Annotated in this window: 22 protein-coding genes; 6 read left to right on the top strand and 16 right to left on the bottom strand. The window is 64.0% G+C overall.

What is annotated here, in order from left to right; genetic code table 11:
* Window positions 1–4: 4 nt before the first annotated feature.
* The gene (locus YU3_RS0127400; RefSeq protein ID WP_027169212.1) at window positions 5–1,027 is read left to right on the top strand and encodes a substrate-binding domain-containing protein; all 1,023 of its coding nucleotides are present in this window, start codon (window positions 5–7) and stop codon (window positions 1,025–1,027) included.
* Between the two features lie 143 nt (window positions 1,028–1,170).
* Window positions 1,171–2,517 carry an FAD-binding oxidoreductase gene (locus YU3_RS0127395; protein WP_027169211.1) on the top strand — a complete coding sequence of 449 codons (1,347 nt, stop codon included), beginning with the start codon at window positions 1,171–1,173 and terminating at the stop codon, window positions 2,515–2,517.
* 51 nt (window positions 2,518–2,568) lie between these two features.
* Here YU3_RS0127395 and YU3_RS0127390 read toward each other — a convergent pair whose 3' ends face one another.
* The 15 genes from YU3_RS0127390 to puuE form a co-directional block, all read right to left on the bottom strand.
* On the bottom strand, window positions 2,569–4,026 hold the full coding sequence (locus YU3_RS0127390; RefSeq protein ID WP_027169210.1) for a S8 family serine peptidase: 1,458 nt from the start codon (window positions 4,024–4,026) through the stop codon (window positions 2,569–2,571).
* A complete protein-coding gene (locus tag YU3_RS0127385; protein WP_027169209.1) occupies window positions 4,016–4,684 on the bottom strand; it encodes a hypothetical protein in 669 nt (222 codons plus the stop codon). The genes YU3_RS0127390 and YU3_RS0127385 overlap by 11 nt, the downstream gene beginning before the upstream one ends.
* Entirely contained in the window at window positions 4,681–5,247 is a 567-nt protein-coding gene (locus tag YU3_RS0127380) for a sigma-70 family RNA polymerase sigma factor (protein WP_027169208.1), read from the bottom strand. The genes YU3_RS0127385 and YU3_RS0127380 overlap by 4 nt, the downstream gene beginning before the upstream one ends.
* 276 nt (window positions 5,248–5,523) lie before the next feature.
* Window positions 5,524–6,363, bottom strand: a complete 840-nt coding sequence (locus YU3_RS0127375; protein ID WP_027169207.1) for an alkaline phosphatase family protein — start codon at window positions 6,361–6,363, stop codon at window positions 5,524–5,526.
* 191 nt (window positions 6,364–6,554) lie between these two features.
* The gene (locus YU3_RS0127370) at window positions 6,555–8,210 is read right to left on the bottom strand and encodes an ABC transporter ATP-binding protein (RefSeq protein WP_027169206.1); all 1,656 of its coding nucleotides are present in this window, start codon (window positions 8,208–8,210) and stop codon (window positions 6,555–6,557) included.
* Window positions 8,210–9,034: an ABC transporter permease gene (locus YU3_RS0127365; RefSeq protein WP_027169205.1), complete on the bottom strand. Its 825-nt coding sequence runs from the start codon at window positions 9,032–9,034 to the stop codon at window positions 8,210–8,212. Before YU3_RS0127365 ends, YU3_RS0127370 begins: the two co-directional genes overlap by 1 nt.
* 10 nt (window positions 9,035–9,044) lie before the next feature.
* Window positions 9,045–10,004 (bottom strand): ABC transporter permease, encoded by a 960-nt coding sequence (locus tag YU3_RS0127360; protein ID WP_027169204.1) that lies wholly within the window; start codon window positions 10,002–10,004, stop codon window positions 9,045–9,047.
* A gap of 16 nt (window positions 10,005–10,020) precedes the next feature.
* Window positions 10,021–11,607, bottom strand: a complete 1,587-nt coding sequence (locus YU3_RS0127355) for an ABC transporter substrate-binding protein (RefSeq protein WP_027169203.1) — start codon at window positions 11,605–11,607, stop codon at window positions 10,021–10,023.
* Window positions 11,608–11,755: 148 nt separating this feature from the next.
* Window positions 11,756–13,741, bottom strand: coding sequence for a CocE/NonD family hydrolase (locus YU3_RS0127350; RefSeq protein WP_027169202.1), 1,986 nt, complete (start codon window positions 13,739–13,741; stop codon window positions 11,756–11,758).
* A gap of 80 nt (window positions 13,742–13,821) precedes the next feature.
* On the bottom strand, window positions 13,822–14,235 hold the full coding sequence (locus tag YU3_RS0127345) for a type II toxin-antitoxin system MqsA family antitoxin (protein ID WP_027169201.1): 414 nt from the start codon (window positions 14,233–14,235) through the stop codon (window positions 13,822–13,824).
* A gap of 2 nt (window positions 14,236–14,237) precedes the next feature.
* Window positions 14,238–14,543 (bottom strand): type II toxin-antitoxin system MqsR family toxin, encoded by a 306-nt coding sequence (locus tag YU3_RS0127340; protein WP_027169200.1) that lies wholly within the window; start codon window positions 14,541–14,543, stop codon window positions 14,238–14,240.
* A gap of 45 nt (window positions 14,544–14,588) precedes the next feature.
* The gene (locus YU3_RS0127335; protein ID WP_027169199.1) at window positions 14,589–15,182 is read right to left on the bottom strand and encodes a nucleoside deaminase; all 594 of its coding nucleotides are present in this window, start codon (window positions 15,180–15,182) and stop codon (window positions 14,589–14,591) included.
* 15 nt (window positions 15,183–15,197) lie between these two features.
* Complete coding sequence (locus YU3_RS0127330; RefSeq protein WP_027169198.1) at window positions 15,198–15,689, bottom strand: ureidoglycolate lyase; 492 nt, start codon at window positions 15,687–15,689, stop codon at window positions 15,198–15,200.
* Complete coding sequence (locus YU3_RS0127325; protein WP_027169197.1) at window positions 15,686–16,546, bottom strand: bifunctional allantoicase/(S)-ureidoglycine aminohydrolase; 861 nt, start codon at window positions 16,544–16,546, stop codon at window positions 15,686–15,688. The genes YU3_RS0127330 and YU3_RS0127325 overlap by 4 nt, the downstream gene beginning before the upstream one ends.
* A gap of 14 nt (window positions 16,547–16,560) precedes the next feature.
* Window positions 16,561–17,985, bottom strand: coding sequence for an allantoinase PuuE (puuE, locus tag YU3_RS0127320; protein WP_027169196.1), 1,425 nt, complete (start codon window positions 17,983–17,985; stop codon window positions 16,561–16,563).
* A 177-nt stretch (window positions 17,986–18,162) separates the two neighbouring features.
* Between puuE and uraH the strand changes: the two genes are divergently transcribed.
* From uraH to xdhC, 4 genes are read left to right on the top strand one after another with little or no spacing between them, the layout of a single operon-like run.
* Window positions 18,163–18,537 carry a hydroxyisourate hydrolase gene (gene uraH, locus YU3_RS0127315; protein ID WP_027169195.1) on the top strand — a complete coding sequence of 125 codons (375 nt, stop codon included), beginning with the start codon at window positions 18,163–18,165 and terminating at the stop codon, window positions 18,535–18,537.
* Window positions 18,538–18,540: 3 nt separating this feature from the next.
* Window positions 18,541–20,016, top strand: coding sequence for a xanthine dehydrogenase small subunit (gene xdhA / locus YU3_RS0127310; protein ID WP_027169194.1), 1,476 nt, complete (start codon window positions 18,541–18,543; stop codon window positions 20,014–20,016).
* On the top strand, window positions 20,016–22,373 hold the full coding sequence (xdhB, locus tag YU3_RS0127305; RefSeq protein WP_027169193.1) for a xanthine dehydrogenase molybdopterin binding subunit: 2,358 nt from the start codon (window positions 20,016–20,018) through the stop codon (window positions 22,371–22,373). Before xdhA ends, xdhB begins: the two co-directional genes overlap by 1 nt.
* A gap of 53 nt (window positions 22,374–22,426) precedes the next feature.
* Window positions 22,427–23,323 carry a xanthine dehydrogenase accessory protein XdhC gene (xdhC, locus tag YU3_RS0127300; RefSeq protein WP_027169192.1) on the top strand — a complete coding sequence of 299 codons (897 nt, stop codon included), beginning with the start codon at window positions 22,427–22,429 and terminating at the stop codon, window positions 23,321–23,323.
* Between the two features lie 36 nt (window positions 23,324–23,359).
* Here the strand turns inward: xdhC and dps are convergent, their stop codons facing one another.
* On the bottom strand, window positions 23,360–23,848 hold the full coding sequence (gene dps / locus YU3_RS0127295; RefSeq protein WP_027169191.1) for a DNA starvation/stationary phase protection protein Dps: 489 nt from the start codon (window positions 23,846–23,848) through the stop codon (window positions 23,360–23,362).
* Window positions 23,849–23,939: the final 91 nt, after the last annotated feature.

The following is a 23,939-nucleotide window of genomic DNA, read 5'->3' as shown; positions in this document are numbered from 1 at the left end:
TCCGATGAACCTCAAGCAACTCTCGCATATGCTGTCGCTCTCGCAGACCACCGTGAGCCGGGCGCTGAACGGCTATCCCGAGGTCAGCGAGGAAACCCGGCGCCGGGTGATGGATGCCGCCAAGCGGCACGGCTACCGGCCGAACCCCAGCGCGCGCCGCCTCGCCACCGGCAAGTCGGGCATGATCGGCTATGTGTTGCCGACGGGCGCGGCCGTCGACATCGATCCGCATTTCGTCGAGTTCCTCTCCGGCCTCGGCGACTATGCCCGTTCGCATGAGCTCGACCTCGTGCTTTCGCCCGCCGATGCCGACGACGAGGAGACGACCTACCGGCGCATCGTCGCCAACCGGCAGGTCGACGCCGTCTACCTTTCCTCGCCGCGTCCGGCCGACAAGCGGCTGGCGCTGGTCAACACGCTGGGCATTCCCTTCATCGTCCATGGCCGCAGCGAGGGCTTCGATTTCGACTACCCCTATCTCGACATCGACAATGAGGGCGCCTTCCACGAAGCGGCGCGGCTTCTGGTCCAGCTCGGCCACAAGCGCCTGGCGCTGATCAACGGCAACGACCGCGAGACCTTCGCCATCCACCGCGAGCGCGGCATGCGTCGTGCGCTTGCCGCGAGCGGGCTGGCGCTCGGCGAGCGTCATATCCGCTCGGCCACCATGACCGAGGAGAACGGCTATCGCGCCGCCCGTCGCCTGCTCGAGGACAGCGAGCCGCCGACGGCGATCGTCTGCTCGAGCCTGATCATGGCGCTGGGCGTCGTGCGCGCCGTGCGCGATCTCGGCCTGACCATCCCGGGCGACCTGTCGCTGGTCGCGCATGACGACGTCTTCCCCTGGCTGCGGCCGGAGAATTTCCCGGTGCCGCTGTCGACGACACGCTCCTCGATCCGCCTCGCCGGCGCCCGCGTCGCAGAACGGCTCGCGGCGCGGATTTCGGGGTTGGAAGAGGGGGCGCGAGGCGAGGTCTGGCCTGTCGATCTGGTGGTCAGGGGGTCAGTAGCTGGGGCGCCGGGGTAGGTCACGATCCAACAGCTTCCCCCACCACCTCCTCCCGGGCATCCTTGCTGTCCGTGGGACAACGGTCCGCCTTCGGCTGCTCCTGATGTCGGACGGTGACAACCGGTAAGCCAGACCGTCAACCAGCTCTTCAGAGTGCACCATTGCCGACATTCCCGTTCACCGCAGCGGATCCAATCCAGTACCCTGGGCCGCCGCCGAAGACTTCGGAGGTGGTGATCGTTGGTGGCGGTGTTATCGGCGTAACGACGGCCCTTTTTCTTGCGGCCCGAAACATTCCGGTGACGCTGCTGGAAAAAGGCCGCGTTGCGGCCGAACAGTCCTCCCGAAATTGGGGGTGGATCAGAAAACAGGGACGAGACGCGGATGAACTGCCGATCGTCATCGAGGCTATTCGCCTGTGGCGGCAACTGGCTGAGGAATGTGGCGAAGACATCGGGCTGAACCAAACGGGCGTAACCTACCTGGCGAACTCCGACAAGGACATGGCCGGCTTCGAAACGTTCATGAAGATCGCCTCGACCCATCAGCTCGACACGCGCCTCCTGGACGGAGACGAAACCGCGAAGCTCATCAAAGGTATGTCGCGCAGGTTCAAGGGCGCGATGACGACGCCCTCCGACATGCGCGCGGAGCCTTGGCTGGCGGTGCCGGCACTTGCCCGGCTTGCCGTGCGAAAAGGCGTCAAAATCGTGGAGAATTGCGCAGCGAGAACCCTCGAAATCTCAGGTGGCAAAATCAAGGGCGTGTGGACCGAGGCGGGATACATCGAGACCTCCAGCGTATTGGTCGCGGGTGGCGCGTGGTCGTCCCTGTTCTTGCGCAGACATGGCGTCTCCATCCCCCAACTCAGCGTCAGGGTAACCGTAGCCGCAACGGAACCCCTGCCTGAAATCTATGCAGGTGCGGCGACTGACGAACGCATCGCTTTCAGGCGCCGGCAGGATGGCGGCTACACGCTCGCCGCAGGCGGTAGCCATCTGCATTACCTGGGACCTGACGCCTTCCGGCACGCCACCAAATATCTTCCCGCCCTCAGGGACAATCCGCTGGGAACACGCTATTTCCTGCTCGCGCCATCAGGCTACCCCGATGCATGGTCGACCCCGCGCGATTGGGCGCCGGATTCGCGGAGCCCTTTTGAGAGAATGCGAGTGCTCAGCCCAGCTCCTGAACCGGCCCGTCTGCGTTCGATAGAACGCAGGTTCAAACGTCTTTTTCCGCAATTCGAGACGGTTCGCCTAAATGCCGGCTGGGGCGGCATGATCGACGCGATGCCCGACGTCGTCCCCGTCGTCGATCGCGTGGCGGCGGTCGGCGGTCTTTTCGTCGCGACGGGAATGAGCGGCCACGGCTTCGGCATCGGGCCTGGCATAGGCCGCGTCGTCTCCGACATGATCCAGGGACATGAACCCGGGCACGATCTCAGCCGCTTTCGGCTGTCGCGCTTCTATGATGGAAGTCCTGTCCGGCTAGGTCCGGCTCTTTAAAGGGGCGACTGGTTGCTCCCATCCCGGCATTTTGAAGCCGACTGCCTGGACTCACTCCTTCGTCGCCCCGGCTGCCTTGATATCCAGCAGCCCATAACCAAAGTCATTGTCCCGTCCCTTGGGGCCAAGATCCCTGGCCGTGGCCGCCAGCGCCTTCTCGATGTCGTCGGCCGCGCGGTCCGGCGCGGCATGGATGAGGTTGGCGATGGCGCCAGAAACGATCGCTGCCGCGAACGAGGTGCCGGTCACCACGTCGGAGCCGGCGCCGCTCGGCGCCACCATCTCGACGCCCGGCGCCGAGATGAAGACGTAGGCGCCGCGATTGGCCTGCGGCATCAGCCCGTCCTTGGCGTCGGTGGCGGTCACGGCGATGACGCCGTCGAAGGCGGCCGGATAGCCATAGGGCGCCTTCGGGCCGTTGTTGCCGGCGGCCGCGACCAGCACGATGCCGAGCGCCCGCGCATTTCGGCAGGCGGTGCCGAGCAGGTCGTTCTTCGGGCCGACGAAGCTCATATTGATGATGCGAACGTTCTGCTCCGCAGCCCAGTCGAGCGCCGAGAGGATGACGTCCATCGTCGACTTGCCGCCTTCGAAGGCGCGTGCGTGATAGATCCTGGCGCCCGGCGCCATGCCTTCCAGCGGGCCGACGCCGGCGATCAGCCCGTCGACCGAGGTGCCGTGGTCGCGCTTGTCGATCGGCACGTTCGGCATGGCGTCATATTGCCCGGCGATGACGCCGGCGAGAGCCGGATTGGTGTCGTCGATGCCGGTGTCGATGACCGCGACACGCACATTCTCGCCGCTCGCCTGCGTCGAATCGAGCGCGATGCGCTCGAACGCGTAGTTCACGATGCCGGCCGCCTGCTGCAGCGAATAGATATGGTTGGGTTCGCGCCGCTGCGTGCGGCCATCGGCTGCCAATTGCGCCAGCACCACGCCGACCGGACGCCCGTCGGTGATCCCGAAGCGCACCAAAGTGGTGCCGAGCAGAAGCGACTGGCGCTGCGAGCGAACCTGCAGGCCGAAGGAATTGGCGATCTGCTGGACAACGCCGGCATCGCCGTCCACCGTCACCAGCACCTCGTCGGGCACGAATTCACCCGTGATCGCGCGCGGCGGTTCGGCCAGGTTGAGACCTTGAGGCGCCGTCACGGGGCCGCTCGGCGCCGGCGCGGGTGCAGGTGTATTGGCGGAACCGTTCGCTGACGATGTTCCATTCGAGGGCGCCGGCGTTTGCGGGGCGGCACCCGCCGGCGGATTGGGGAACAAATCGACGATCAGCGCCGGCAGGAACACCGCGCCGCCCGTGGTCGTGCCTGTGCCCGGCGTTCCGCCGCCATTCTTGGCGCCGCCGTCCTTGTCGCAGCCGGCTCCGGCCGCCTTTGTGCGGTCCAGGCAGTCGACCTGTTTTTGTGTCAGGTTGGGGTCATTGGTCTGCGCAAACGCAGGCGCGGCGACAAAGGCCGCCGCGAGGATTGCCGCGTGAAGAATGGCCGCCTTAGCCGCCATCGACCGGTTTCCTTCCCTGCATCACAGTGTCCGCGAAAGGCTGGGCGGCAATAAGGCCGACAAGCCTGTCATAGTCGGCCGCTGTGCTGGCCGGGATCGTCAGGTGGAAAACGCCGTCCGCGGTCGGGCCGCCGGCGATCTTCAATCCGTTCTGGCCGAGGAAGGCGGCGATGTCGGCCATCTTGGCGTCAGGCTTGAACTTGACCAGCGCGAAAGGCAGCTTCGCCAGATCGTCCTGGGCGCCGGCCACCTCGAAATCGTTGCCCTTGCCGCCCGGCTGTTCGAAGGACTGCACCACGACGAGCGCAAGCAGCGCCGCGGCCGCCGCCCATGCGACGCCGGCTGGCATCGCCGTCACCCGGCCGAACAGGCTGGCAAGCCAAGACCGGCCGGCCGGCGCGCGCGCCGGGCCCGCTTCGGCGTCGAGCGCCTTGGCAAAGCGCGAGAGCGCGTCGGCAGGCGGCCGGATCGCCTCGTTGGCGGCGGCGGTGCCGGAGAACTCGGCCTCCGCTTCGCTAAGCGCGGCAAGCGCCGCAGGATCGGTGGCCAGCCATTCCTCGACGGCCTCCAGCTCGGCGCCTTCCAGCGAGCCGTTCAGGTAGAACGGCAGCAGCGTTTCCATCTCGTCGCGGCGCGACATCTTTTCAGCGGCGCTCATGGCCACCCCCTGTCGTAACCGGCGGCCTTGAGGGCTTCACCGAGTTTCTTGCGGGCGTAGAACATCCTGGTCTTGACGGTCGCGACCGGAATGCCGAGCACTTCGCCGATCTCGGTCACCGATTGCCCGTGGTAGTAGGCAAGGTCGATCACCGTGCGGTGTTCCTCCGCCAAGGCATCGATAAAGCGGCGCAAGGCAGCGGCCTTGTCCTCCTTCATGGTCACGACTTCCGGCGTGTCGGCGCCGTCGGGAACTTGCGCCGCGTCGTCGTCGTCGATCCAGTCTTCCTTCTTCTTGCGCAGCGAGGACAGCGCTTTGAAGCGGGCGATGCCGAGCAGCCACGTGGAAACTTCAGAGCGTCCCTCGAAGCTGGGCGCCTGCTTCCACAGCTCCAGAAAGACCTCGTTTGCGATATCGTCGGCCATCAATTCCGATCCCGTCTGGCGCGCCACGAAGCGGTAGATCCGCGCGTGGTGACGCATGAACAGGAGCCGAACGGCGGCCCTGTCGCCTTTCGCGACCCGGTCTACAAGCGCGCGATCGGTTTCCGTCGCCGCATTCATGGCCGGTCGAGCCGCCTGGCTCCTCGTAGCTCTGTCGCTGATCGGTCCAAAAAGGTTCATCCTCCGCCAAGGAATTTTCGGAAGCTAACCGAAGAGCGGGGAGGTTGCCAGTAGGCTCTCCCTTCTCCCCTTGTGGGAGAAGGTGTCGCTGAAGGCGACGGATGAGGGGTGCTCCAGGGAATGCCAGCGTCTCACTCCGCTGGAACACCCCTCATCCGTCTCGGCGCTAACGCGCCGATCCACCTTCTCCCACAAGGGGAGAAGGCAAGGCCGTACTCACCCCAAAAACACCTTCGCCTTCATCGTCTCGGGTATCGCCACCCCAAGCCGGCTCAGCACCGTCGGCGCCAGCTGCAGCTGGTCGAGCAGCGCGTCGGCCTCGGGGCCCTTCGCAGGTCCGAAATAATACAGCGCGAAATCCTGCATCTCGTCGTTATGGCCGCCATGGTGGCCGCGGTCCGTCTGGCCATGGTCGGCCGTCACCATCACCTCATAGCCCGCCTGGCGCCACAAAGGCAGGAAGGCGGCGAGCATCGCATCCATGGCGTAGCAGGCATGATCCATCTCGTGGCAGTCATGGCCGAAGCGATGGCCCATCGAATCCAGCGTGCAGGTGTGCAGGATGCCGTAGTCGATGCCGTGGCGCTTCGTCAGCATGGTCAGCGTCGCGAACAGGTCGACGTCGCTCGGCGTCATCTGGTTCTTGAGATTGTAGCCGGTCATGGTGTGGAAGCGGCCATGCGTGATCGGCCCGCCGGGCTCGTCGAACTCCATGTCCTCGACAAGCTCGAACGGGAAGCTGCGGAAGAATTCCGACCAGTAGGAATGGGTCACGGCACCCGTCTTGCCGCCGGCCTTGCTCACTTCCGAGAAGATATCCGGCTGCGTGACGCGAAAGCGGTTCTCGTTGGAAAGGATGCCGTGCACCTGCGGCGCGACCCCGGTGTGGATCGAGGCGTAGCAGCAGGCCGAGGTCGACGGCAGCACCGAGCGCATCTTCCAAACCTGCGCCTCGCCGGACTGCGCCCAGCCTTCGAGATTGCCCATCAGCCGGCGCCAGTTCCGGTAAGGCACGCCGTCGAGGATGATGAGCAACAGTTTGGATTTGAGCGCCACGGCGGTTCCATGCGGTCTTGCGGGAGAGATCAGCATCGAGGGCTTGGCCGGCCAAACCCGTCGATGCGGAGAGAAGAGGAAGCCAGCTTAAAGCGCGTCACGCTGAAACGGATTCAGGCGACGTGCTTTAGGTCTTTGTTTAGATGCATGTCGTTGTCCCAGAACCGCTGCACACTTCTGGGCGACATGCATTAGTTGCCGGCGCTCGCCATGCGCCGGCCCTTGATCGCCTTCTCCAGCCAGCCGATCTCCATCTCGGGCACGGAGGACAAAAGCAGATCCGTATAGGCGTCGAAGGGTGGCGTCAGCACCTTGCTCTTGGCGCCGTAGCGCACCACTTCGCCGCGATACATCACCGCGATCGAATCGGCGATCGACTTCACCGTCGCCAGGTCATGAGTGATGAATAGGTAGGCGACGCTCTCCTCTTTCTGCAGCTCGAGCAAAAGCTTCAGGATGCCGTTCGCCACCAGCGGGTCGAGCGCCGAGGTCACCTCGTCGCAGATGATCAGCTTCGGCTTGGCGGCAAGCGAGCGGGCGATGCAGACGCGCTGCTTCTGGCCGCCGGACAATTCGGCCGGGTAGCGGTCGGAAAAGCCCTTGCCCATCTCGATCTTGTCGAGCAGTTCGGCGACCCGCTTGTCGCGCTCGCGGCCGCGTATGCCGAAATAGAATTCCAGCGGCCGGCCGATGATGGTGCCGACGGTCTGGCGCGGGTTCATCGCCACGTCGGCCATCTGGTAGATCATCTGCAACTGGCGCAGATCCTCCTTCGGCCGGTCGGCAAGCCTGTTGGCAAGCGGTCGCCCATCGAAAGTGACCGTCCCTTCCTCCGGCGGCAAAAGCCCGGTTATGGCGCGCGCCAGCGTCGACTTGCCGGAGCCGGACTCGCCGACGACAGCCAGCGTCTGGCCGGGATAGATGTCGACCGAGACGTTCTTCAGCACCTTGATGTGGCTGCGGCCATAGGCGGCGGTGACGTTCTTGACCGACAGGAATGGTGTCGTGCCGGGTTTCTGTTCGGCATGCTCGATCTCGTGCACCGACACAAGCGCGTTGGTGTATTCCTGGCGCGGCTCCTTGATGATCTGCCTTGTGCCGCCCCATTCGACCAGCCGGCCGTGGCGCAGCACCATGATCTCGTCCGACACCTGGGCGACGACGGCGAGGTCATGGGTGATGTACAAAGCCGCCACATGCGTGTCGCGGATAGCATCCTTGATCGCTGCAAGCACGTCGATCTGCGTCGTCACGTCGAGCGCCGTGGTCGGCTCGTCGAAGACGATAAGGTCGGGCTCGGAACAGAGCGCCATCGCCGTCATCACCCGCTGCAGCTGGCCGCCCGACACCTGGTGCGGGAAGCGCTCGCCAATGGTTTCGGGATTGGGCAGGCTGAGCTTCTTGAACAGCGCGATGGCGCGTTTCTCGGCTTCGGCGCGTGTCGCCGTGCCGTGCAGCAGCGTGGCTTCCACCACCTGGTCCATCAGTCTGTGCGCCGGGTTGAAGGCCGCCGCCGCCGATTGCGCGACATAGCAGACCTCGCGGCCGCGCAGCCTGCGGAACCCTTCCTTGCCACCTTTGAGGATGTCGCGGCCGTTGAGGATCACCTCGCCGCCGGTGATGCGTACGCCACCGCGGCCATAGCCCATCGACGACAGGCCGATAGTCGATTTGCCGGCGCCGGACTCGCCGATCAGGCCGAGCACCTTGCCCTTCTCCAGCGTCAGCGAGACGTCGTGGACGAGCACAATGTTCCTCGGCGCCTCGCCAGGCGGGAACACCGTCGCCTCGATGCGCAGATTGCGGATGTCGAGCAGCAGGCCGGATTTTGCTTTGCTGTCAGCCATCACCCACGCCCTCCCTTCAGGCTGGTCGTGCGGTTGAGCACCCAGTCGGCGACCAGATTGACCGAGATTGCCAGCATTGCGATCGCCGCCGCCGGGATCAGTGCGGCTGCTATGCCGAAGACGATGCCGTCCTTGTTCTCCTTGACCATGCCGCCCCAGTCGGCGTCCGGCGGTTGCACGCCGAGACCGAGGAAGGATAGCGTCGACAGGAACAGCACCGCATAGATGAAGCGCAGGCCGAGCTCGGAAACCAGCGGCGACAGCGCATTCGGCAGGATCTCGCGGAAGATGATCCAGCCTTCGCCTTCGCCGCGCAGCTTCGCCGCCTCGACGTAATCCATGACGTTGATGTCGACGGCAACCGCGCGCGACAGGCGATAGACGCGGGTCGAGTCGAGAACGCCCATGACCAGGATCAGAGTCACCAGATTGGTTGGCAGCACCGAGAGCACGACAAGGCCCATGATCAGCGTCGGGATCGACATCAGGAGATCGACGAGGCGCGACAACAGCGTGTCGAACCAGCCGCCGAACACTGCCGCCGAGAAGCCGAGGATGGCGCCGAGCGAGAAGGACAGCGCGGTCGCCAGCACCGCGATGAACAAGGTGATGCGGGCGCCATAGATCATACGCGACAACAAATCGCGGCCGAGATTGTCGGTGCCCAGCCAATGCGTTGCCGACATCGGCTCCCAGACGTCACCGACGATCTCGCCATTGCCGTGCGGCGCGATCCACGGCGCGAAGACCGCGGCCAGCACGAACATGGCCGTCAGCACGATACCGATCAATGCGGGGATGGGGATGCGTCTGATATCGAGCATGCCCGCCCCCTCACTTCGGATGTCTGAGACGCGGATTGGCGACGATCGCCGCAATGTCCGCGATGATGTTCAGGCTGATATAGACGGCGGCGAAGATCAGGCCGACCGCCTGCACCACCGGCACGTCGCGCTTGGTGACGTGGTCGACGAGATACTGACCCATGCCGGGGTAGACGAAGATCACTTCGACCACGACGACGCCGACGATCAGGTAGGCCAGGTTAAGCATGACCACGTTGATGATCGGCGCAATGGCGTTGGGAAAGGCGTGCTTGCGGATGACGGAGAAGGCCGAAAGCCCCTTGAGTTCCGCCGTCTCGACATAGGCTGACTGCATGACGTTCAGGATCGCGGCGCGCGTCATGCGCATCATGTGGGCCAGCACCACCAGCGTCAGCGCCGTCGCCGGCAGCGCGATCGCCTGCACGCGCTCGCCGAACGGCATGCCCTCATAGACCGTCGAGATGCCGGGGAAGATCTGGTACTTCACGGCGAAGAAATAGACGAGCACATAGCCGATGAAGAACTCGGGGAACGATGTCGAGGCGAGCGCCAGTCCCGAGATCAACTTATCGACCCAGCCATTGCGGTAGCGCACCGCGATCAAGCCGAGGATAATTGCCAGCGGCACGGCCACGATCGCCGCCCAGAAGGCGAGGAACAGCGTGTTCCACAACCGCCCCTTGATCGACGTCGCGATATCCTGGCCGCTTGACATCGCCGTACCGAGGTCGCCGGTCAGCACGCCGCCCAGCCAATGGAAATAGCGTAGGTAAGCCGGCTGATTGAGACCAAGTTGCTCGCGCAGATTGGCGAGCGACTCCGGCGTCGCCGATTGTCCGAGAATGGCTTGCGCGACATCGCCGGGCAAGATCTGGGTGCCGGCGAAGATCAGGACCGAAACGGCCAGCAGGAGGAGGATGCCCAGCGCAATGCGCTGGGCCACCAGTTTCACGACGGGTGAGGACATATCCGCAAGGCCAAGCTCAGGCTTCGAGCCAGCACTTCGCGAGCGCGTAGCCGTTCATCAGCTCCTGATGCGGATCGTCGACCCAGCCGCCGACCTTGGCGCCGGTGGCGTCGATGAACTGGTTGAACATCGGCAGGATCAGGCCGCCCTCATCGCGCACCATGACGGCCATGTCGTGGTACATCGCCTTGCGCTTGGCCTCGTCGAGCTCGGCGCGCGCCGCCAGCACCATCTTGTCGAAATCCGGACGCTTGAACCGCGTGTCGTTCCAGTCGGCGGTCGACAGATAGGCGGTCGAGTACATCTGGTCCTGCGTCGAGCGGCCGCCCCAGTAGGAGGCGCAGAAGGGCTGCTTGTTCCAGACTTCGTTCCAGTAGCCGTCACCGGGCTCACGCTTGAGCTCGATCTTGATGCCGGCCTTGGCGGCGCTCTGCTGGAACAGCTGCGAGGCATCGACCGCGCCCGGGAAGGCGACGTCCGAGGTCCTCAGCAGCACGGTGCCGTCATGGCCCGACTTCTTGTAGTGGAACTTGGCCTTGTCCGGATCGTACTTGCGCTGCTCGATTTCGCTGAACAGCGGATAGGACGCGTTGATCGGGAAGTCGTTGCCGAGCGAGCCGTAGCCGCGCAGGATCTTGTCCAGCATCTCCTCGCGGTCGATAGCCAGCTTCAACGCCATCCTGAGGTCGTTGTTGTCGAACGGCGCCGTATTGCAATGCATGATGAAGACATAGTGACCAGGGCCGGCATGATTGCGGATGGTGACGCCTGGCAGACGCTTGATCAGATCGACGATCTTCGGCTCGACGCGATTGATCATGTTGACCTGGCCGCCCTGCAGGGCTGCCGTGCGCGCCGTCGCGTCGTTGATGACGATGACCTCGACCTGGTCGGCATGGCCCATCTTGTCACCCTGCCAGTAATTGGCGAAGCGCTCGCCGCCATGGCGCACGCCAGGCTCGTTGGTGACGATCTTGTACGGGCCGGCCGAGATGCCGGCATCGGGCTTGTCCTTGCCGCCGTTCGGCTGCACGATCAGGTGATAGTCGCTGAGCAGATAGGGAAGGTCGGCGTTGGCCTCCTTCAGCGTCAGCACCACTTCCTTGCCGCTGGCCTTGATGGTCTCGATGCCCTTCATGTAGCCGAGCGCGCCGGACTTCGACTTCTCGTCGGAATGGCGCTCGAGCGTCGCGGCGACGTCCTCCGCGGTCACGGTCTTGCCGTTGTGGAATTCGACGCCGTCGCGGATCTTCAGCGTCCACACCTTGGCGTCGTCGGACGAGCCGATCTCCTCGGCGATGCGGTTTTCGAGCTTGCCCTCCGGCGACAGCTCGACGATCATTTCGCCCCAGCACTTGCCGAAGGCGAACGGCACCTGCGTCATCATCAGTGCCGGGTCGAGGCTGTTGGTGGATTCACCGCCGACCAGGCCGGCCTTAAGCGCGCCGCCCTTGACCGGGCCGGCGGCGCGGGCCGCACTCGAAAGCAGCGAATTGGCGAAAGTGGCGGAGACGCCGAGCGCCGCCGCTCGGCCGAGAAAGTCACGGCGGCTGAGCTTGCCGGACGCAACGCGGCGGCTGAGATAGTCCAGTTCGTTCGACATTGTAAGTTCCTCACTCTGATGGTTCGACCTTGCGGTCGTTTCTTTTCTTGTGAGGGATAATGACCGTAAGGGAAAGCGACAGGCAAGACCGAATGCGACATGCCGTGGCGTAAATCGTACGTCGCGGTTGGACCAATCTTGCCAGCGCTCAGACGAGGGCGCGGGGAATCGTCTGTTCGAAGTTACGCTCGAAAACCAGCTTCTCGCCCTCATAGGCCTCTATTCTGGCGCTGAGGATGAAGTTTTGCGCGTCTGAGCGCATATCGGCGAAGGTTTCGGTCCGCACCGACCATTCATTTCGCGAAAAGGTCTGCGTCCAGTGGGTGCTGCCCGTGGCCGCCAGCGGATCGTCGGGGTGGATCGTCCATGTCTCCCTGACAATGCTGCCGTGGACGAGCCCGTGCTCCAGGTCGCGCACCTCGCCGAAATCGTCGGTTATGGAGAGCGTGACGACGCCGGTCTTCTCATTGCGATCGATGTGGCGTTCCGAGTTGGCCGGCCTGATTTCCTCGGTTGCCCATGGAGTCGCGCCTTCCGGCTCGGGGAACGAAACCTCGTCGCCTTTCGCCAGCGGGCGCAGCGGCAGCTTCAGCGTCGCCTTTGCAAGATCAAGCCTTACCGGCTCCGGCGAGGGCCAGATCATCGGCCAGTAAGCGGTCGAAACGGCGATGCGCAGTTTGTGCCCGGCCGGCACCCGGTACGCGCATTGGTCGAGCACGACGCGCGCCGAAACTGTTTCGCCCGGCACCAGCGCTTGCGGGAATTCATGCGAATTGCGGTGGGTGAGGTTGAGCACGCCGTAGGAGATCAGCTCCGAGGCGCCGTCGGGATGCACGTCGCACAGCCGCACCGCGATGTTAGCCTGGGGCCGGTCGGACGCAATCCGGATATCAAGCTCCGGCGCCCCGACAATGTCGATCGCCTCGCCAAGCTCTGGCTGGTCGAAACACACCGACAGCGCGTCGTCGGGGCGCTGGTCGCCCGGGAGTTCCGGCCCGAAGGTGAAGGGAAAATACTCGCCGCCGGCAAATCCGCAGGTCTGCGGCGAAGCGACGATCGAGGGCTTGGCGCCGTCGGGGATGAGCTCGATCGCCTCAGGCTTGATGTCGGCCGAGGGCCACGTCTGCTCCGCCACCCAGCGGCCTGGCCGCTCCGGATGCCAGCGCGCCGGCCGCACGCTGTCCATCACATAGGCGCGGTAATCGGGATCGGCCTCGACGCCGGTCTCGGCGCCCTTCAGCCAGCGGTCCCACCAGCGCAACGCTTCCTGCAGGAAGCCGATCGCCGGATTGGGTCCGGCGTAATGCGGGTATTTGTGGATCCACGGGCCGACGATGCCTTTGACCGGCGACCGGATGCTGGCGACGAGGTTGGAGATCGTGTTGCGGTAGCCGTCGTGCCAGCCGCCGATCGACAGCACGGCCGCCTTGACGGCGGAAAAATCCTCGCAGATCGAGCCGCGTTTCCAATAGGCGTCGCGATGCTGGTGGCTGAGCCAGAGCGGCAACAGGAAAGGCTGGTTCTCCAGCCGGCTGAGCCACAGGTCGCGCCAGCGGTTGCCGCCGGCAATCGCCGGATCCGGCGGCCGCGACGAATAGGACAGCATCGTCGAGGCCCAGCCGAAATTCTCGAGCAGCAGGCAGCCGCCCTTGTAGTGGATGTCGTCGGCATAGCGGTCGACGGTCGAGCACAGGCTGATCACCGCCTTCAGCGCCGGCGGCTGCTTGGCCGCCACCTGCAGGCAGTTGAAGCCGCCCCAGGAAATGCCGATCATGCCGACATTGCCGTTGCACCAGGGCTGCGCCGCCGCCCAGGCAATCACATCGCAGGCGTCCTGCAATTCCTGCTCGGAATATTCGTCGTCCATCAGCCCTTCGGAATCGCCATTGCCGCGCATATCGACGCGGATCGAGGCGTAGCCGTGCCCGGCGAAATAGGGATGGGTGAGCTGGTCGCGGAAGATGGTGCCGTCGCGCTTGCGATAGGGCAGGTGCTCGAGGATCGCGGGCACCGGATTTCCGGTCGCATCCTCGGGCATCCATATGCGCGCCGACAGCCGGCAACCGTCCGGCATGACGATGCCCATGTCAGGAAATTCGACAACCTTGCGGGGAAATTCGGTGACGGTTTTCATGGCGGCGCATAACGCTCCGCGGCGCGGCGACTTTCAATCGCCAATCGCGACTGGAGCATCAAAAAATGCGACCTGGGCTGCTAACGCAATTCGTCCAGCAATTCGGGATGCTTTTCCAGCAACGTCATCAGCTGAATGGTCGGACCGCTCGGCTCGATCAACCCTCTTTCATATTTGTCGAAGGCGTTCTCGCCGACCTTGAACAGGGAACCCGCCTCGCGCTGCGACAGCTTGAGCTTTGCGCGCATGCGCCGGATGGTTTCTGGCGCCGGGACACCATCGACCTTCTCCTTGAGGAGGCGGAGTGCCGCATCGACGGCAATCATGTCGTCCCCGACATGCACGCTCTCGCCATCCGAAGCCGGATAGTAGCCGGGCAGGTCGACCGTCATGCTCTCGCCCTTGTAGGTCACCGCGAATGGACGCACCCCGCGCGTCAGCGTCTCTCCTGTTTCCGGGGAGGTCATCGTTTCAGGGCTCTCTTTTTTTGCCATGGCTATTTTTCCTTGAATGCCACAACCGTGAATTCAGTCACGACATCCGCCTGAAATTTCACATAGAGGATCATGTCGCGCGCTGGGACATGGTAGACATCTTGCCAGACCCGATGATCCGCGAAGGTGGTCATTGATTTGACGAACATCTTTTGTGTCATGGTGCCAATCACCTCGACTACACTCGTGCGATCGAAGCCGAGACCAATGGCATCGCGCAGCGCTGATATCGTGATTGCTAGCGTATCGGCAGACCCAAATGTCGTCTTGATCGCTTCAAGATCGTAAGTGGGCCTGCGCTTCTCCATAATTCTATATGCCACCATAAAGGTGGCAATTCAAGGTGGAGAAGTTCAGTTCAGCGGAATGTCATTCTCGCCCTTGCTTGCCTGGTAGGCGCTTGACAGCTCGTTATAGAGCGCCGCAATCCTGCCGATGCGAGCCTCCAGCCGTTTGCGCTCGACCTCGGGCAAAGCGCGCACCAGCCGGCGGATGGAAAAGCTTTTCCAGTAGGCGTTTTCGGCGTTATAGCCGCCGGGATCGAGAGTAAAGACCTCTTTCAGGATCTTCAGATCGTGCGGGATGGCGAAGCTGTCGCGCGAATCCTCGTGGCTGAAGAGGTAGTAGAAATTGTCGAAGCCGGTCCAGGTTATCGCCGACAGGCAGAGCGAGCAGGGCTCGTGCGTGGCTATGAACAGCGCATCCTTGGTGTCGACGCGCTCGGCCTTGGGCATCTCGTAAAAACGCTTCAGGCAGTGCACCTCGCCATGCCACAGCGGATTTTCCATCTCGTTGTTGGTTTCGGCCAGCACCAGCGACCGGTCGTCCTTCCTGAGAATGGCGGCGCCGAACAGCTTGTTGCCGTGGGCAACGCCGTCGGCGGTTTTCGGCACGATATCATGCTCGATGACGTCGAGCAGGCGGTCGATCAGCGAAACGTCGGTCATGGAAATCGCAAGCTTTCAGGGAAGGTGGATCTCGTAAGGATGCGAGAAATGAAACTCTTCGAGATTGGAGCCGTCGCCGACGCGGTCGACGATGAGGAAATCCTGTTCCTCGCCGATCGGCGTCAGCACGCCGTGCCAGAGGTTGCGGCGGTAGTTGATGCCTTGTCCGGGCCCGGCGAGAAAGGCATGCGGTTCACCCGGGCCGTCCTTGGTGTCATGGCAGACGACGACCAGGAATGGCCGTGGCGACAGCGGAATGAAAGCCTGGCTGCCGAGCGGATGGCGCTCGACCATGGCGAGCTTCAGCGGCATCTCGTAGGGCGTTGCGCGCACCATCGAGATCAGCACCCGCGCATTCGGCCCCGTCGCCTCGGCAGTGGCGAGGTCGTGGTAGCGCATCGCCTTGCCGCCATTGATCGGGTAGCGGTTGTCGCCGCCCATGTCGATGACGTCGCCGAAAGGCGCGAAGTTTTCGCGGGTCAGCGGTCGGGCAACGATGCGGCTCACCGCGCCTTGCCTCCAAGATAGCCGCCGAGCCTGGCGTGCCGGTTGACGTCCTTGTAGAGCAGATAGCGGAAGTTGCCGGGGCCGCCGGCATAGCAGGCCTGCGGGCAGAAGGCGCGCAGCCACATGAAGTCGCCCGCCTCAACCTCGACCCAGTCCTGGTTGAGGCGGTAGACGGCCTTGCCTTCCAGCACATAGAGCCCGTGCTCCATGACATGGGTTTCGGCGAAGGGGATGACCGCGCCCGGTTCGAGCGTGACGATGGTGACGTGCATGTCATGGCGCATGTCGGCCGGGTCGACGAAACGGGTCGTTGCCCAGCGCCCTTCCGTGCCCGGCATCGGGCTCGGCGTCACCTGCTGGTCGCTCGAGAAGAAGGCTTCCGGCACGTCGATGCCTTCGACGGCCTCGTAGGCCTTGCGAATCCAGTGGAAGCGGGCAGCAGTGCCGCTCTCGTTGCGCACCGTCCAGCCGCTCGCCGGCGGCAGGAAGGCGAAGCCGCCGGGGGCGAGCGCATGTCTTTTGCCGGCTAGCGATACCGTGATCTCGCCCTCGACGACGAACAGCACGCCCTCGGCGCCGGCATCCAGTTCCGGCCGTTCGCTGCCGCCGCCGGGCAGGACCTCGACGATGTATTGCGAAAACGTCTCGGCGAAGCCCGAGAGTGGGCGGGCGATGATCCAGGCCCTCGTCTCGTCCCAGAACGGCAGCGGACTGGTGACGATGTCCTGCATTACGCCCCTGGGGATGACCGCATAGGCCTCGGTGAAGACGGCCCTGCCGGTCAAAAGCTCATTCTGGCCGGGATGGCCGCCACGTGGGGCGTAATAGGTTCGCTCGGCAGTCTTGATCATATCCATGGGGGTCCCTGGCGTTATTGCGGGAGCATGTCTTTCAGTCGAAGCAGCGCTATGCGTTCGACCTGTTTGCAGGCGGTTTCCAGCTCGACGCCGCGGCTGTTGCCGATCCGCGCCTCGAACTCCGCCAGGATTTCCTCCTTGGTCTTGCCCTTGACCGCGATGATGAAAGGAAAGCCGAAGGTGGTGACATAGGCGGCGTTCAGTTTCGAGAACAGCTCGCGCTCCTCGTCGGTCAGCGCGTCGAGCCCGGCGGAGGTTTGTTCCTTTGCCGATTCCGGCGTTAGGCGCTCGGCCTTGGCCAGCTTGCCGGCGAGGTCCGGATGGGCGTTGAGCACAGAAAGCCGTTCAGCTTCCGTTGCTGCGCGGAAGATGCGGCAGAGCGCATTGTGCAGGCCGCCCGCGCTGTCGTGCGCAGGCCCGAGTTCCAATTCGTAGGCGCGCTCGGCGATCCACGGCGAATGCTCGAACACGCCGCCGAAGGCATGCACGAATTCTTCAAATTCCATCCGCGACGGGCGCAGCGCCGGCGCCTCGTAAGGGTGCGTTTCTCGCCAGTGCCTGGCGATGTCGATGCGCCGCGTAAGCCACACCTTGTCATGCGATTTCACATAGTCGATGAAACGCTTCAATGCCGCGACCCGTCCGGGACGGCCGACCAGCCGGCAATGCAGGCCGATATTCATCATCCGCGGCCGCCCCGCTTTGCCCTCGGCATAGAGCGTGTCGAAACTGTCCTTCAAATAGGCGAAGAACTGGTCGCCGGAGTTGAAGCCCTGCGGTGTCGCAAAGCGCATGTCGTTGGCGTCGAGCGTGTAAGGGATGATGAGCTGCGGCTTCTCCAGCTCACCGCGGTCGAACCAATAGGGCAGTTCGTCGTCATAGGTGTCGGAGACGTAGTCGAAGCCGCCTTCCTCGGCGACGAGCCGCACCGTGTTGACGGACGTGCGGCCGGTGTACCAACCCGTTGGCCGCGCGCCGGTCACCTCGTAATGCAGCCGGATCGTCGCTTCGAGGTCGCGTCGCTCGTCCTCAGGCGCATGGTCGCGGTAGTCGATCCATTTCAACCCGTGCGAAGCGATCTCCCAGCCCGCCTCCTGCATCGCCGCGACCTGGTCGGGCGAGCGCGCCAGCGCCGTGGCGACGCCGTAGCAGGTCACCGGCACCTGCGCTTCGGTGAACAGCCGGTGGAGCCGCCAGAAGCCGGCGCGGGCGCCGTATTCATAGATCGATTCCATGTTCCAGTGGCGCTGGCCGACCCAGGGAGCCGCCCCGACGATCTCCGAAAGGAACGCCTCCGAAGCCTTGTCGCCATGCAGCATGCAGTTCTCGCCGCCCTCTTCATAGTTGACGACGAACTGCACCGCGACATACGCGCCGCCGGGCCACTTGGGATCCGGCGGATTTGCCCCGTAACCGCGCATGTCCCTGTCGTAACGCATCGCCGCTCCTGCCCGATTGTTGCGTTGAAGATATCGAAAGGAGTGCGCATGCATTCCCCCGAAAATTTTTGAAAGTGCTTTTTGCCGCACTCCGCTCGACCCGGGCTTATGCATCGCCTTTAATTGGCGCACAATTGACTTGAAAACGTCGGACTGTACCGAGATGGGAGGCGGCCAGTGGCAGAAACGTCGAAAGCCGATGGCGGGCGCCTGACGACCCATGTGCTCGACACCGCGACCGGCAGGCCGGCAAAGGGCCTGTCGATCGAGCTTTTTCGCATCGAGCGGCAAACCCGCACGCATCTGAAAACCGTCACCACCAACGATGACGGCCGCTGTGACGCGCCGCTGCTGGCCGGCACCGACTTCCGCACCGGCGAATATGAGCTGGTCTTCGCCGCCGGCGACTATCTGCGCGGGCAAGGGACAAGCCTGCCGCAGCCCGCTTTCCTCGATATCGTGCCGATCCGCTTCGGCATGGCGGAAGAGCGCCACTATCATGTGCCGCTCTTGATTTCGCCTTATGGCTACTCGACCTATCGGGGGAGCTGAGAGATGGCAGAGACCCGCAACGCGATACGTTTCATCCTGAACGGCAGCGACGTGGCTTTGAAAGACGTCGCGCCCGATGCGACGCTGCTTGACTGGCTGCGCCTCAACCGTTCGCTGCGCGGCACCAAGGAAGGCTGCGCCGAGGGCGACTGTGGCGCCTGTACGGTGCTGGTCGGCAAGCTTTCCTCTGAAGGTCTCGTCTACGAAAGCGTCAATGCCTGCATCCGCTTCATGGGCTCGCTCGACGGCACCCATGTTGTGACTGTGGAGCATCTGCGCGGCGATGGTGAGAAGTTGCACCCGGTGCAGCAGGCGATGGTCGATTTCCACGGCTCGCAATGCGGCTTCTGCACGCCCGGCTTCATCATGTCGCTCTACGCGCTCTGGATGAGGACGCCCGATCCTTCCAACGCGGCGATCGAAAAGGCGCTGCAGGGCAATCTCTGCCGCTGCACCGGCTATGAGGCGATCATGCGCGCCGCGCACGCCATTTCGAGCTACGGCAAGGCGGCGAAGGATCCTCTGGCCGTGGAGCGCAAGGACATCACCGCGCGGCTGAAGGCGTTGCGCGACGGCGCCAGGGTCGAGATCGGATCGGGCAAGCAGCGGCTGATCGTGCCGGCCGATGTCGACGATTTCGCCGCCATGCTCGAAAAGGAGCCGGGCGCTACCGTCGTCGCCGGTTCGACCGATGTCGGCCTGTGGGTCACCAAGCACATGCGCGACATCTCGCCGGCGATCTTCATCGGCGGGGTCGATGGCCTGCGCACGATGTCCGAGGCCGACGGTGTGATAACGATCGGCGCTGGCGTAACCTACACCGAGGCTTTCGAGAAGCTGTCGAAGCGCATTCCGGCCTTGGGGCCGCTGGTCGACCGCATCGGCGGCGAGCAGGTGCGCAACATGGGCACCGTCGGCGGCAACATCGCCAACGGCTCGCCGATCGGCGACATGCCGCCGCCGCTGATCGCGCTCGGCGCGCAACTCACCTTGCGCAAGGGTAGCGCGCGCCGCACGATTCCGCTGGAAACCTTCTTCATCGCCTACGGCAAGCAGGACCGTCAACCCGGCGAGTTCGTCGAGGCGGTGCATGTTCCGGCGCCGGCAAAGGGCACGAAATTTGCGGTCTACAAGGTCACCAAGCGCCGTGACGAAGACATTACCGCGACGCTCGGCGCGTTCTATCTGACGCTGGCCAAGGACGGCGCGGTGGCCGATATTCGCATCGCCTATGGCGGCATGGCCGCGACGCCGAAGCGCGCCACGGCGGTCGAGAAGGCGCTGATCGGCAAAATCTGGAACGAAGCGACGGTGGAGGTGGCGATGGCCGAATACGCCAGCGACTTCACACCGCTGACCGACATGCGCGCGTCCGCCGAATATCGGGCTTTGGCTGCAAGGAACCTGTTGCTGCGCTTCTATATCGAGACGACGGGAACGAAAGCGCCACTTCAAGTGTCACGCGACGAGGCGGCCTGATGAACAAGCACGCCAACCTCAAGGCCGAAAAGATCACCGGCGGCGTCGCTACCGACCAGCGGCACGATTCCGCTCACAAGCATGTCAGCGGCACCGCCGTCTATATCGACGACATGCCGGAGCCTGCCGGCACGCTGCATGTCGGGTTGGGCCTTTCCAAGGTCGCGCACGGCACCTTGAAGAGCGTCGATCTGTCGGCTGTGCGGTCAGCGCCCGGCGTGGTCGACGTGCTGACCTATGCCGACATTCCCGGTGAGAACGATGTTTCGCCAAGCAGCATGCATGACGATCCTGTGCTGGCCGAAAGCGAGGTGCAGTTTTACGGACAGCCGATCTTCGCCGTCGTCGCCGAGACGCGCGAGGAGGCGCGCCGCGCCGCGCGCCTTGCCAGGATCGAATATGACGAGCTTCCGGCCGTCGTCGACATCTGGGATCTCGATCCGGTCAAGGACAAGCAGGTCACCACGCCTCTCGTCTTGAAGCGCGGCGATGCGGCGGCGGCCATTGCAGCCGCTCCCCGCCGCATCAAGAACCGCATGTGGCTCGGCGGCCAGGACCATTTCTATCTCGAAGGACAGGTTTCGTTGGCCATCCCCGGCGAGGACGACGAGGTGATCGTCTATTGCTCGACCCAGGGGCCGAGCGAAACGCAGCATCTGGTCGCGCACACGCTCGGCGTGCCGAGCCATGCGGTGACGGTCGAAGTGCGCCGCATGGGCGGCGGCTTCGGCGGCAAGGAAACGCAGGCCAACCAGTGCGCGGCGCTCGCCGCGATCGCCGCCAAGAAATTGAAGCGCGCTGTCAAGATCAGGCTCGACCGCGACGAGGACATGACTGCCACCGGCAAGCGGCATGATTTCGCCATCGACTACGAGGTCGGCTTCGACGACGAGGGCAACATCCTTGGCGTCGACTTCACCTATGCGCTGCGTTGCGGGTTTTCCGCCGACCTCTCAGGTCCGGTTGGCGACCGCGCGCTGTTCCACTGCGACAACGCCTATTTCTACCCGGCGGTGCATGCCAGGTCGGTGCCGCTTTACACCAACACCGTCTCCAACACCGCGTTCCGTGGCTTCGGCGGCCCACAAGGGATGGTCGGCGCCGAACGCGTCATCGACGAGGTGGCCTTCGCGGTCGGCAAGGATCCGCTCGAAATCCGCAAGCTGAACTTTTATGACCCGATGGAGGCCATCGGCGAGCGCTGCTTCACGCCCTATCACCAGAGGGTCGAGGACAACATCATCCAGCGCATCGTGGTGGAGCTGGAGGAAAGCGCGAACTACGCGCGGCGGCGCCGCGAGATCAGCGCGTTCAACAACAACAGCCGCTTCATAAAGCGCGGCCTGGCGCTGACGCCGGTCAAGTTCGGCATCTCCTTCACCAAGACCGAGGCCAACCAAGCCGGCGCGCTGGTGCATGTCTATGCCGACGGCTCGGTGCACATGAACCACGGCGGCACCGAGATGGGCCAGGGCCTGCACCTCAAGGTGGCGCAGGTCGTCGCCGAGGAGTTCCAGATCGATCTCGACCGGGTCAAGATCACCGCCACCACCACCGCCAAGGTGCCGAACACTTCGCCGACGGCCGCCTCCTCAGGCGCCGACCTCAACGGCATGGCGGCGCAGGATGCCGCGCGCCAGATCCGCAAGCGGCTGACCGATTTCGCGGCGGAAAAATACCAGGTGCCGCTCGACCAGGTGGTATTCCTGCCCAACCGGGTACGTGTCGGCAACCAGGAAGTGGCCTTCAACGATCTGGTCAAGCAGGCCTATATCGCCCGCGTCCAGCTTTCGGCGGCCGGTTTCTACAAGACGCCGAAGATACACTGGGACCGCGGCAAGGGCCGCGGCCATGCCTTCTACTATTACGCCTATGGCGCGGCCTGCTCGGAGGTCTCGGTCGATACGTTGACCGGCGAATATGTGGTCGAGCGCACCGATATCCTGCACGACGCCGGCCGCTCGCTGAACCGGGCGATCGATCTCGGCCAGATCGAGGGCGGCTTCATCCAGGGCATGGGCTGGCTGACGACGGAAGAGCTCTGGTGGGACGATAGCGGGCGCCTGCGCACGCATGCGCCGTCGACCTACAAGATCCCGCTCGCCTCCGACCGGCCGAAAATCTTCAACGTCAAGCTGACCGACTGGTCGTCGGCCTATGAGCCGACCATCCATCGTTCCAAGGCCGTGGGCGAGCCGCCGCTGCCGCACGGCATGTCGGTGCTGCATGCCCTATCGGACGCGGTGGCCAGCGTCGCCGGCCACAGGATCTGCCCGCGTCTCGACGCGCCGGCCACGCCCGAACGGGTGCTGATGGCGATCGAACGGTTGAAGCAGGAAGCCGCGAAACCGGCCTGAAACGTGCAATTCGGGACACAAAACGCTATATTTCCTGCGTGGAAATGCAAACGATGAACTCGAAAGTGCAAAGCCTGAAGCAGTTCCTTGGCCAAGCTGGCCGGGTCGCCCTCGTCGAAGTGGCGGCCACGAAAGGCTCGACGCCGCGCGAGGCCGGCGCTTTCATGCTTGTCTCGGCATCGGCCATTTTCGGCACCATCGGCGGCGGCCAGCTCGAATATATGGCGATCGACAAGGCGCGGCAGATGCTGCGGCCCTTATCTCCTCACAAGGGGGAGGGTAAAGACGCCCGCATTGAGGTCGATGAAGTCTGCGCCACGCTTGATGTGCCGTTAGGTCCCGAGATCGGCCAGTGCTGCGGCGGCCGCGTTGAGGTGCGGATCCGCCTTCTCGACAGGACAATCGAGCAGAAGCTGATAGCCGCCGCTGAATCCGAAGAGGCGCATCTTCCGCATGTCTATCTTTTCGGCGGCGGCCATGTCGGCCAGGCGCTGGCGGCATCGCTGGCGCTACTGCCGATCTACGTCGTTGTCGTCGAGACGCGCGCGGACGCGCTCGAAGGGATGCCGGAAACGGTCGAGACGCGGCTGACGCCACTGCCTGAAGCCGTGGTGCGCGAGGCGCCGGCCGGATCGGCCTTCGCCATCCTCACCCATGACCATGCGCTGGATTTCCTGATCGTTGCCGAAGCGCTGAAGCGCGACGACACCGCCTATATCGGCATGATCGGCTCCAGGACCAAGAAGGCCACCTTCAGGAACTGGTTCCTGAAGTCCGCCGAAGGCAGCGACGCGCAGTTCGCTCGGCTCGTCTCGCCGATCGGCGGCAGCGCGGTGAAGGACAAGCGCCCGCCGGTGATCGCCGCGCTTGCCGCAGCCGAAATCATGACCGCGCTGGTGTCGCACGCAGCGCACGCGTCGGCCGCGCCCGAAAAGGCGATGGCCGGCTGATTCAGCCGGCCATCCAAGGAACGGGTGGCTGGTTGGCTATTCCTTCTCCTGGGTGTGCGCTTCGAGGAACCACAGCAATTTGTCCAGCGAGCGCGAATAGGCGGTAAAAATGTCGGCGGTATCGGCGTCGCCGGCGTCGTCCGCCTCGTCGATGGCTTCGCGGGCCAGCTTGGCGGCCGCGGCATAGCGGTCGATCAGTGCCGCCAGATGATCCTTGGTCTTGTGGATGTCGGTCGGATAGGGCTTCAGCTTGGTCGCCTTGGACACTTCCTGCGAAGTTCCATGCGCGGTGCCGCCAAGTTGGACGGCGCGCTCGGCGATGATGTCGACATGACCGTCGATCTCCTCGCGGAATTCATCCAGCATCTCGTGGATGGCGATGAACTGCGGGCCCTTGACGTTCCAATGCGCCTGCTTGGTGATCAGCGCCAGGTCGATGGCATCGGCAAGCCGGGCGTTCAGCAGATCGATCGATTCCTTCTTGGCATCGGATTTGAGGTCGTTCTTGGTGACGATGGCGTCCATGGTCGGCTCCTGTCGCGCTGCGTCGCTTGGTGAAGCTGAAGAGGCGGCCAGAATGACCGCCGATCGTCAAAACGGCGATCGGTCGATTTTC

The sequence above is a fragment of the Mesorhizobium sp. WSM3224 genome (genome assembly GCF_000427725.1).
Taxonomy (GTDB): domain Bacteria; phylum Pseudomonadota; class Alphaproteobacteria; order Rhizobiales; family Rhizobiaceae; genus Mesorhizobium.
Note: the sequence above shows the minus strand (reverse complement) of the source record. Positions and strands in the feature narration are given on the sequence as shown.

What these genes read in the sequence shown, in the direction of transcription:
- YU3_RS0127400 (WP_027169212.1), top strand. Translation starts at nt 5, where the DNA reads ATGAACCTCAAGCAACTCTCGCATATGCTGTCGCTCTCGCAGACCACC.
- YU3_RS0127390 (WP_027169210.1), bottom strand. Translation starts at nt 4,026, where the DNA reads ATGGCGGCTAAGGCGGCCATTCTTCACGCGGCAATCCTCGCGGCGGCC.
- YU3_RS0127385 (WP_027169209.1), bottom strand. Translation starts at nt 4,684, where the DNA reads ATGAGCGCCGCTGAAAAGATGTCGCGCCGCGACGAGATGGAAACGCTG.
- YU3_RS0127380 (WP_027169208.1), bottom strand. Translation starts at nt 5,247, where the DNA reads ATGAATGCGGCGACGGAAACCGATCGCGCGCTTGTAGACCGGGTCGCG.
- YU3_RS0127370 (WP_027169206.1), bottom strand. Translation starts at nt 8,210, where the DNA reads ATGGCTGACAGCAAAGCAAAATCCGGCCTGCTGCTCGACATCCGCAAT.
- YU3_RS0127365 (WP_027169205.1), bottom strand. Translation starts at nt 9,034, where the DNA reads ATGCTCGATATCAGACGCATCCCCATCCCCGCATTGATCGGTATCGTG.
- YU3_RS0127360 (WP_027169204.1), bottom strand. Translation starts at nt 10,004, where the DNA reads ATGTCCTCACCCGTCGTGAAACTGGTGGCCCAGCGCATTGCGCTGGGC.
- YU3_RS0127355 (WP_027169203.1), bottom strand. Translation starts at nt 11,607, where the DNA reads ATGTCGAACGAACTGGACTATCTCAGCCGCCGCGTTGCGTCCGGCAAG.
- YU3_RS0127350 (WP_027169202.1), bottom strand. Translation starts at nt 13,741, where the DNA reads ATGAAAACCGTCACCGAATTTCCCCGCAAGGTTGTCGAATTTCCTGAC.
- YU3_RS0127345 (WP_027169201.1), bottom strand. Translation starts at nt 14,235, where the DNA reads ATGGCAAAAAAAGAGAGCCCTGAAACGATGACCTCCCCGGAAACAGGA.
- YU3_RS0127340 (WP_027169200.1), bottom strand. Translation starts at nt 14,543, where the DNA reads ATGGAGAAGCGCAGGCCCACTTACGATCTTGAAGCGATCAAGACGACA.
- YU3_RS0127335 (WP_027169199.1), bottom strand. Translation starts at nt 15,182, where the DNA reads ATGACCGACGTTTCGCTGATCGACCGCCTGCTCGACGTCATCGAGCAT.
- YU3_RS0127325 (WP_027169197.1), bottom strand. Translation starts at nt 16,546, where the DNA reads ATGGATATGATCAAGACTGCCGAGCGAACCTATTACGCCCCACGTGGC.
- puuE (WP_027169196.1), bottom strand. Translation starts at nt 17,985, where the DNA reads ATGCGTTACGACAGGGACATGCGCGGTTACGGGGCAAATCCGCCGGAT.
- xdhA (WP_027169194.1), top strand. Translation starts at nt 18,541, where the DNA reads ATGGCAGAGACCCGCAACGCGATACGTTTCATCCTGAACGGCAGCGAC.
- xdhB (WP_027169193.1), top strand. Translation starts at nt 20,016, where the DNA reads ATGAACAAGCACGCCAACCTCAAGGCCGAAAAGATCACCGGCGGCGTC.
- xdhC (WP_027169192.1), top strand. Translation starts at nt 22,427, where the DNA reads ATGAACTCGAAAGTGCAAAGCCTGAAGCAGTTCCTTGGCCAAGCTGGC.
- dps (WP_027169191.1), bottom strand. Translation starts at nt 23,848, where the DNA reads ATGGACGCCATCGTCACCAAGAACGACCTCAAATCCGATGCCAAGAAG.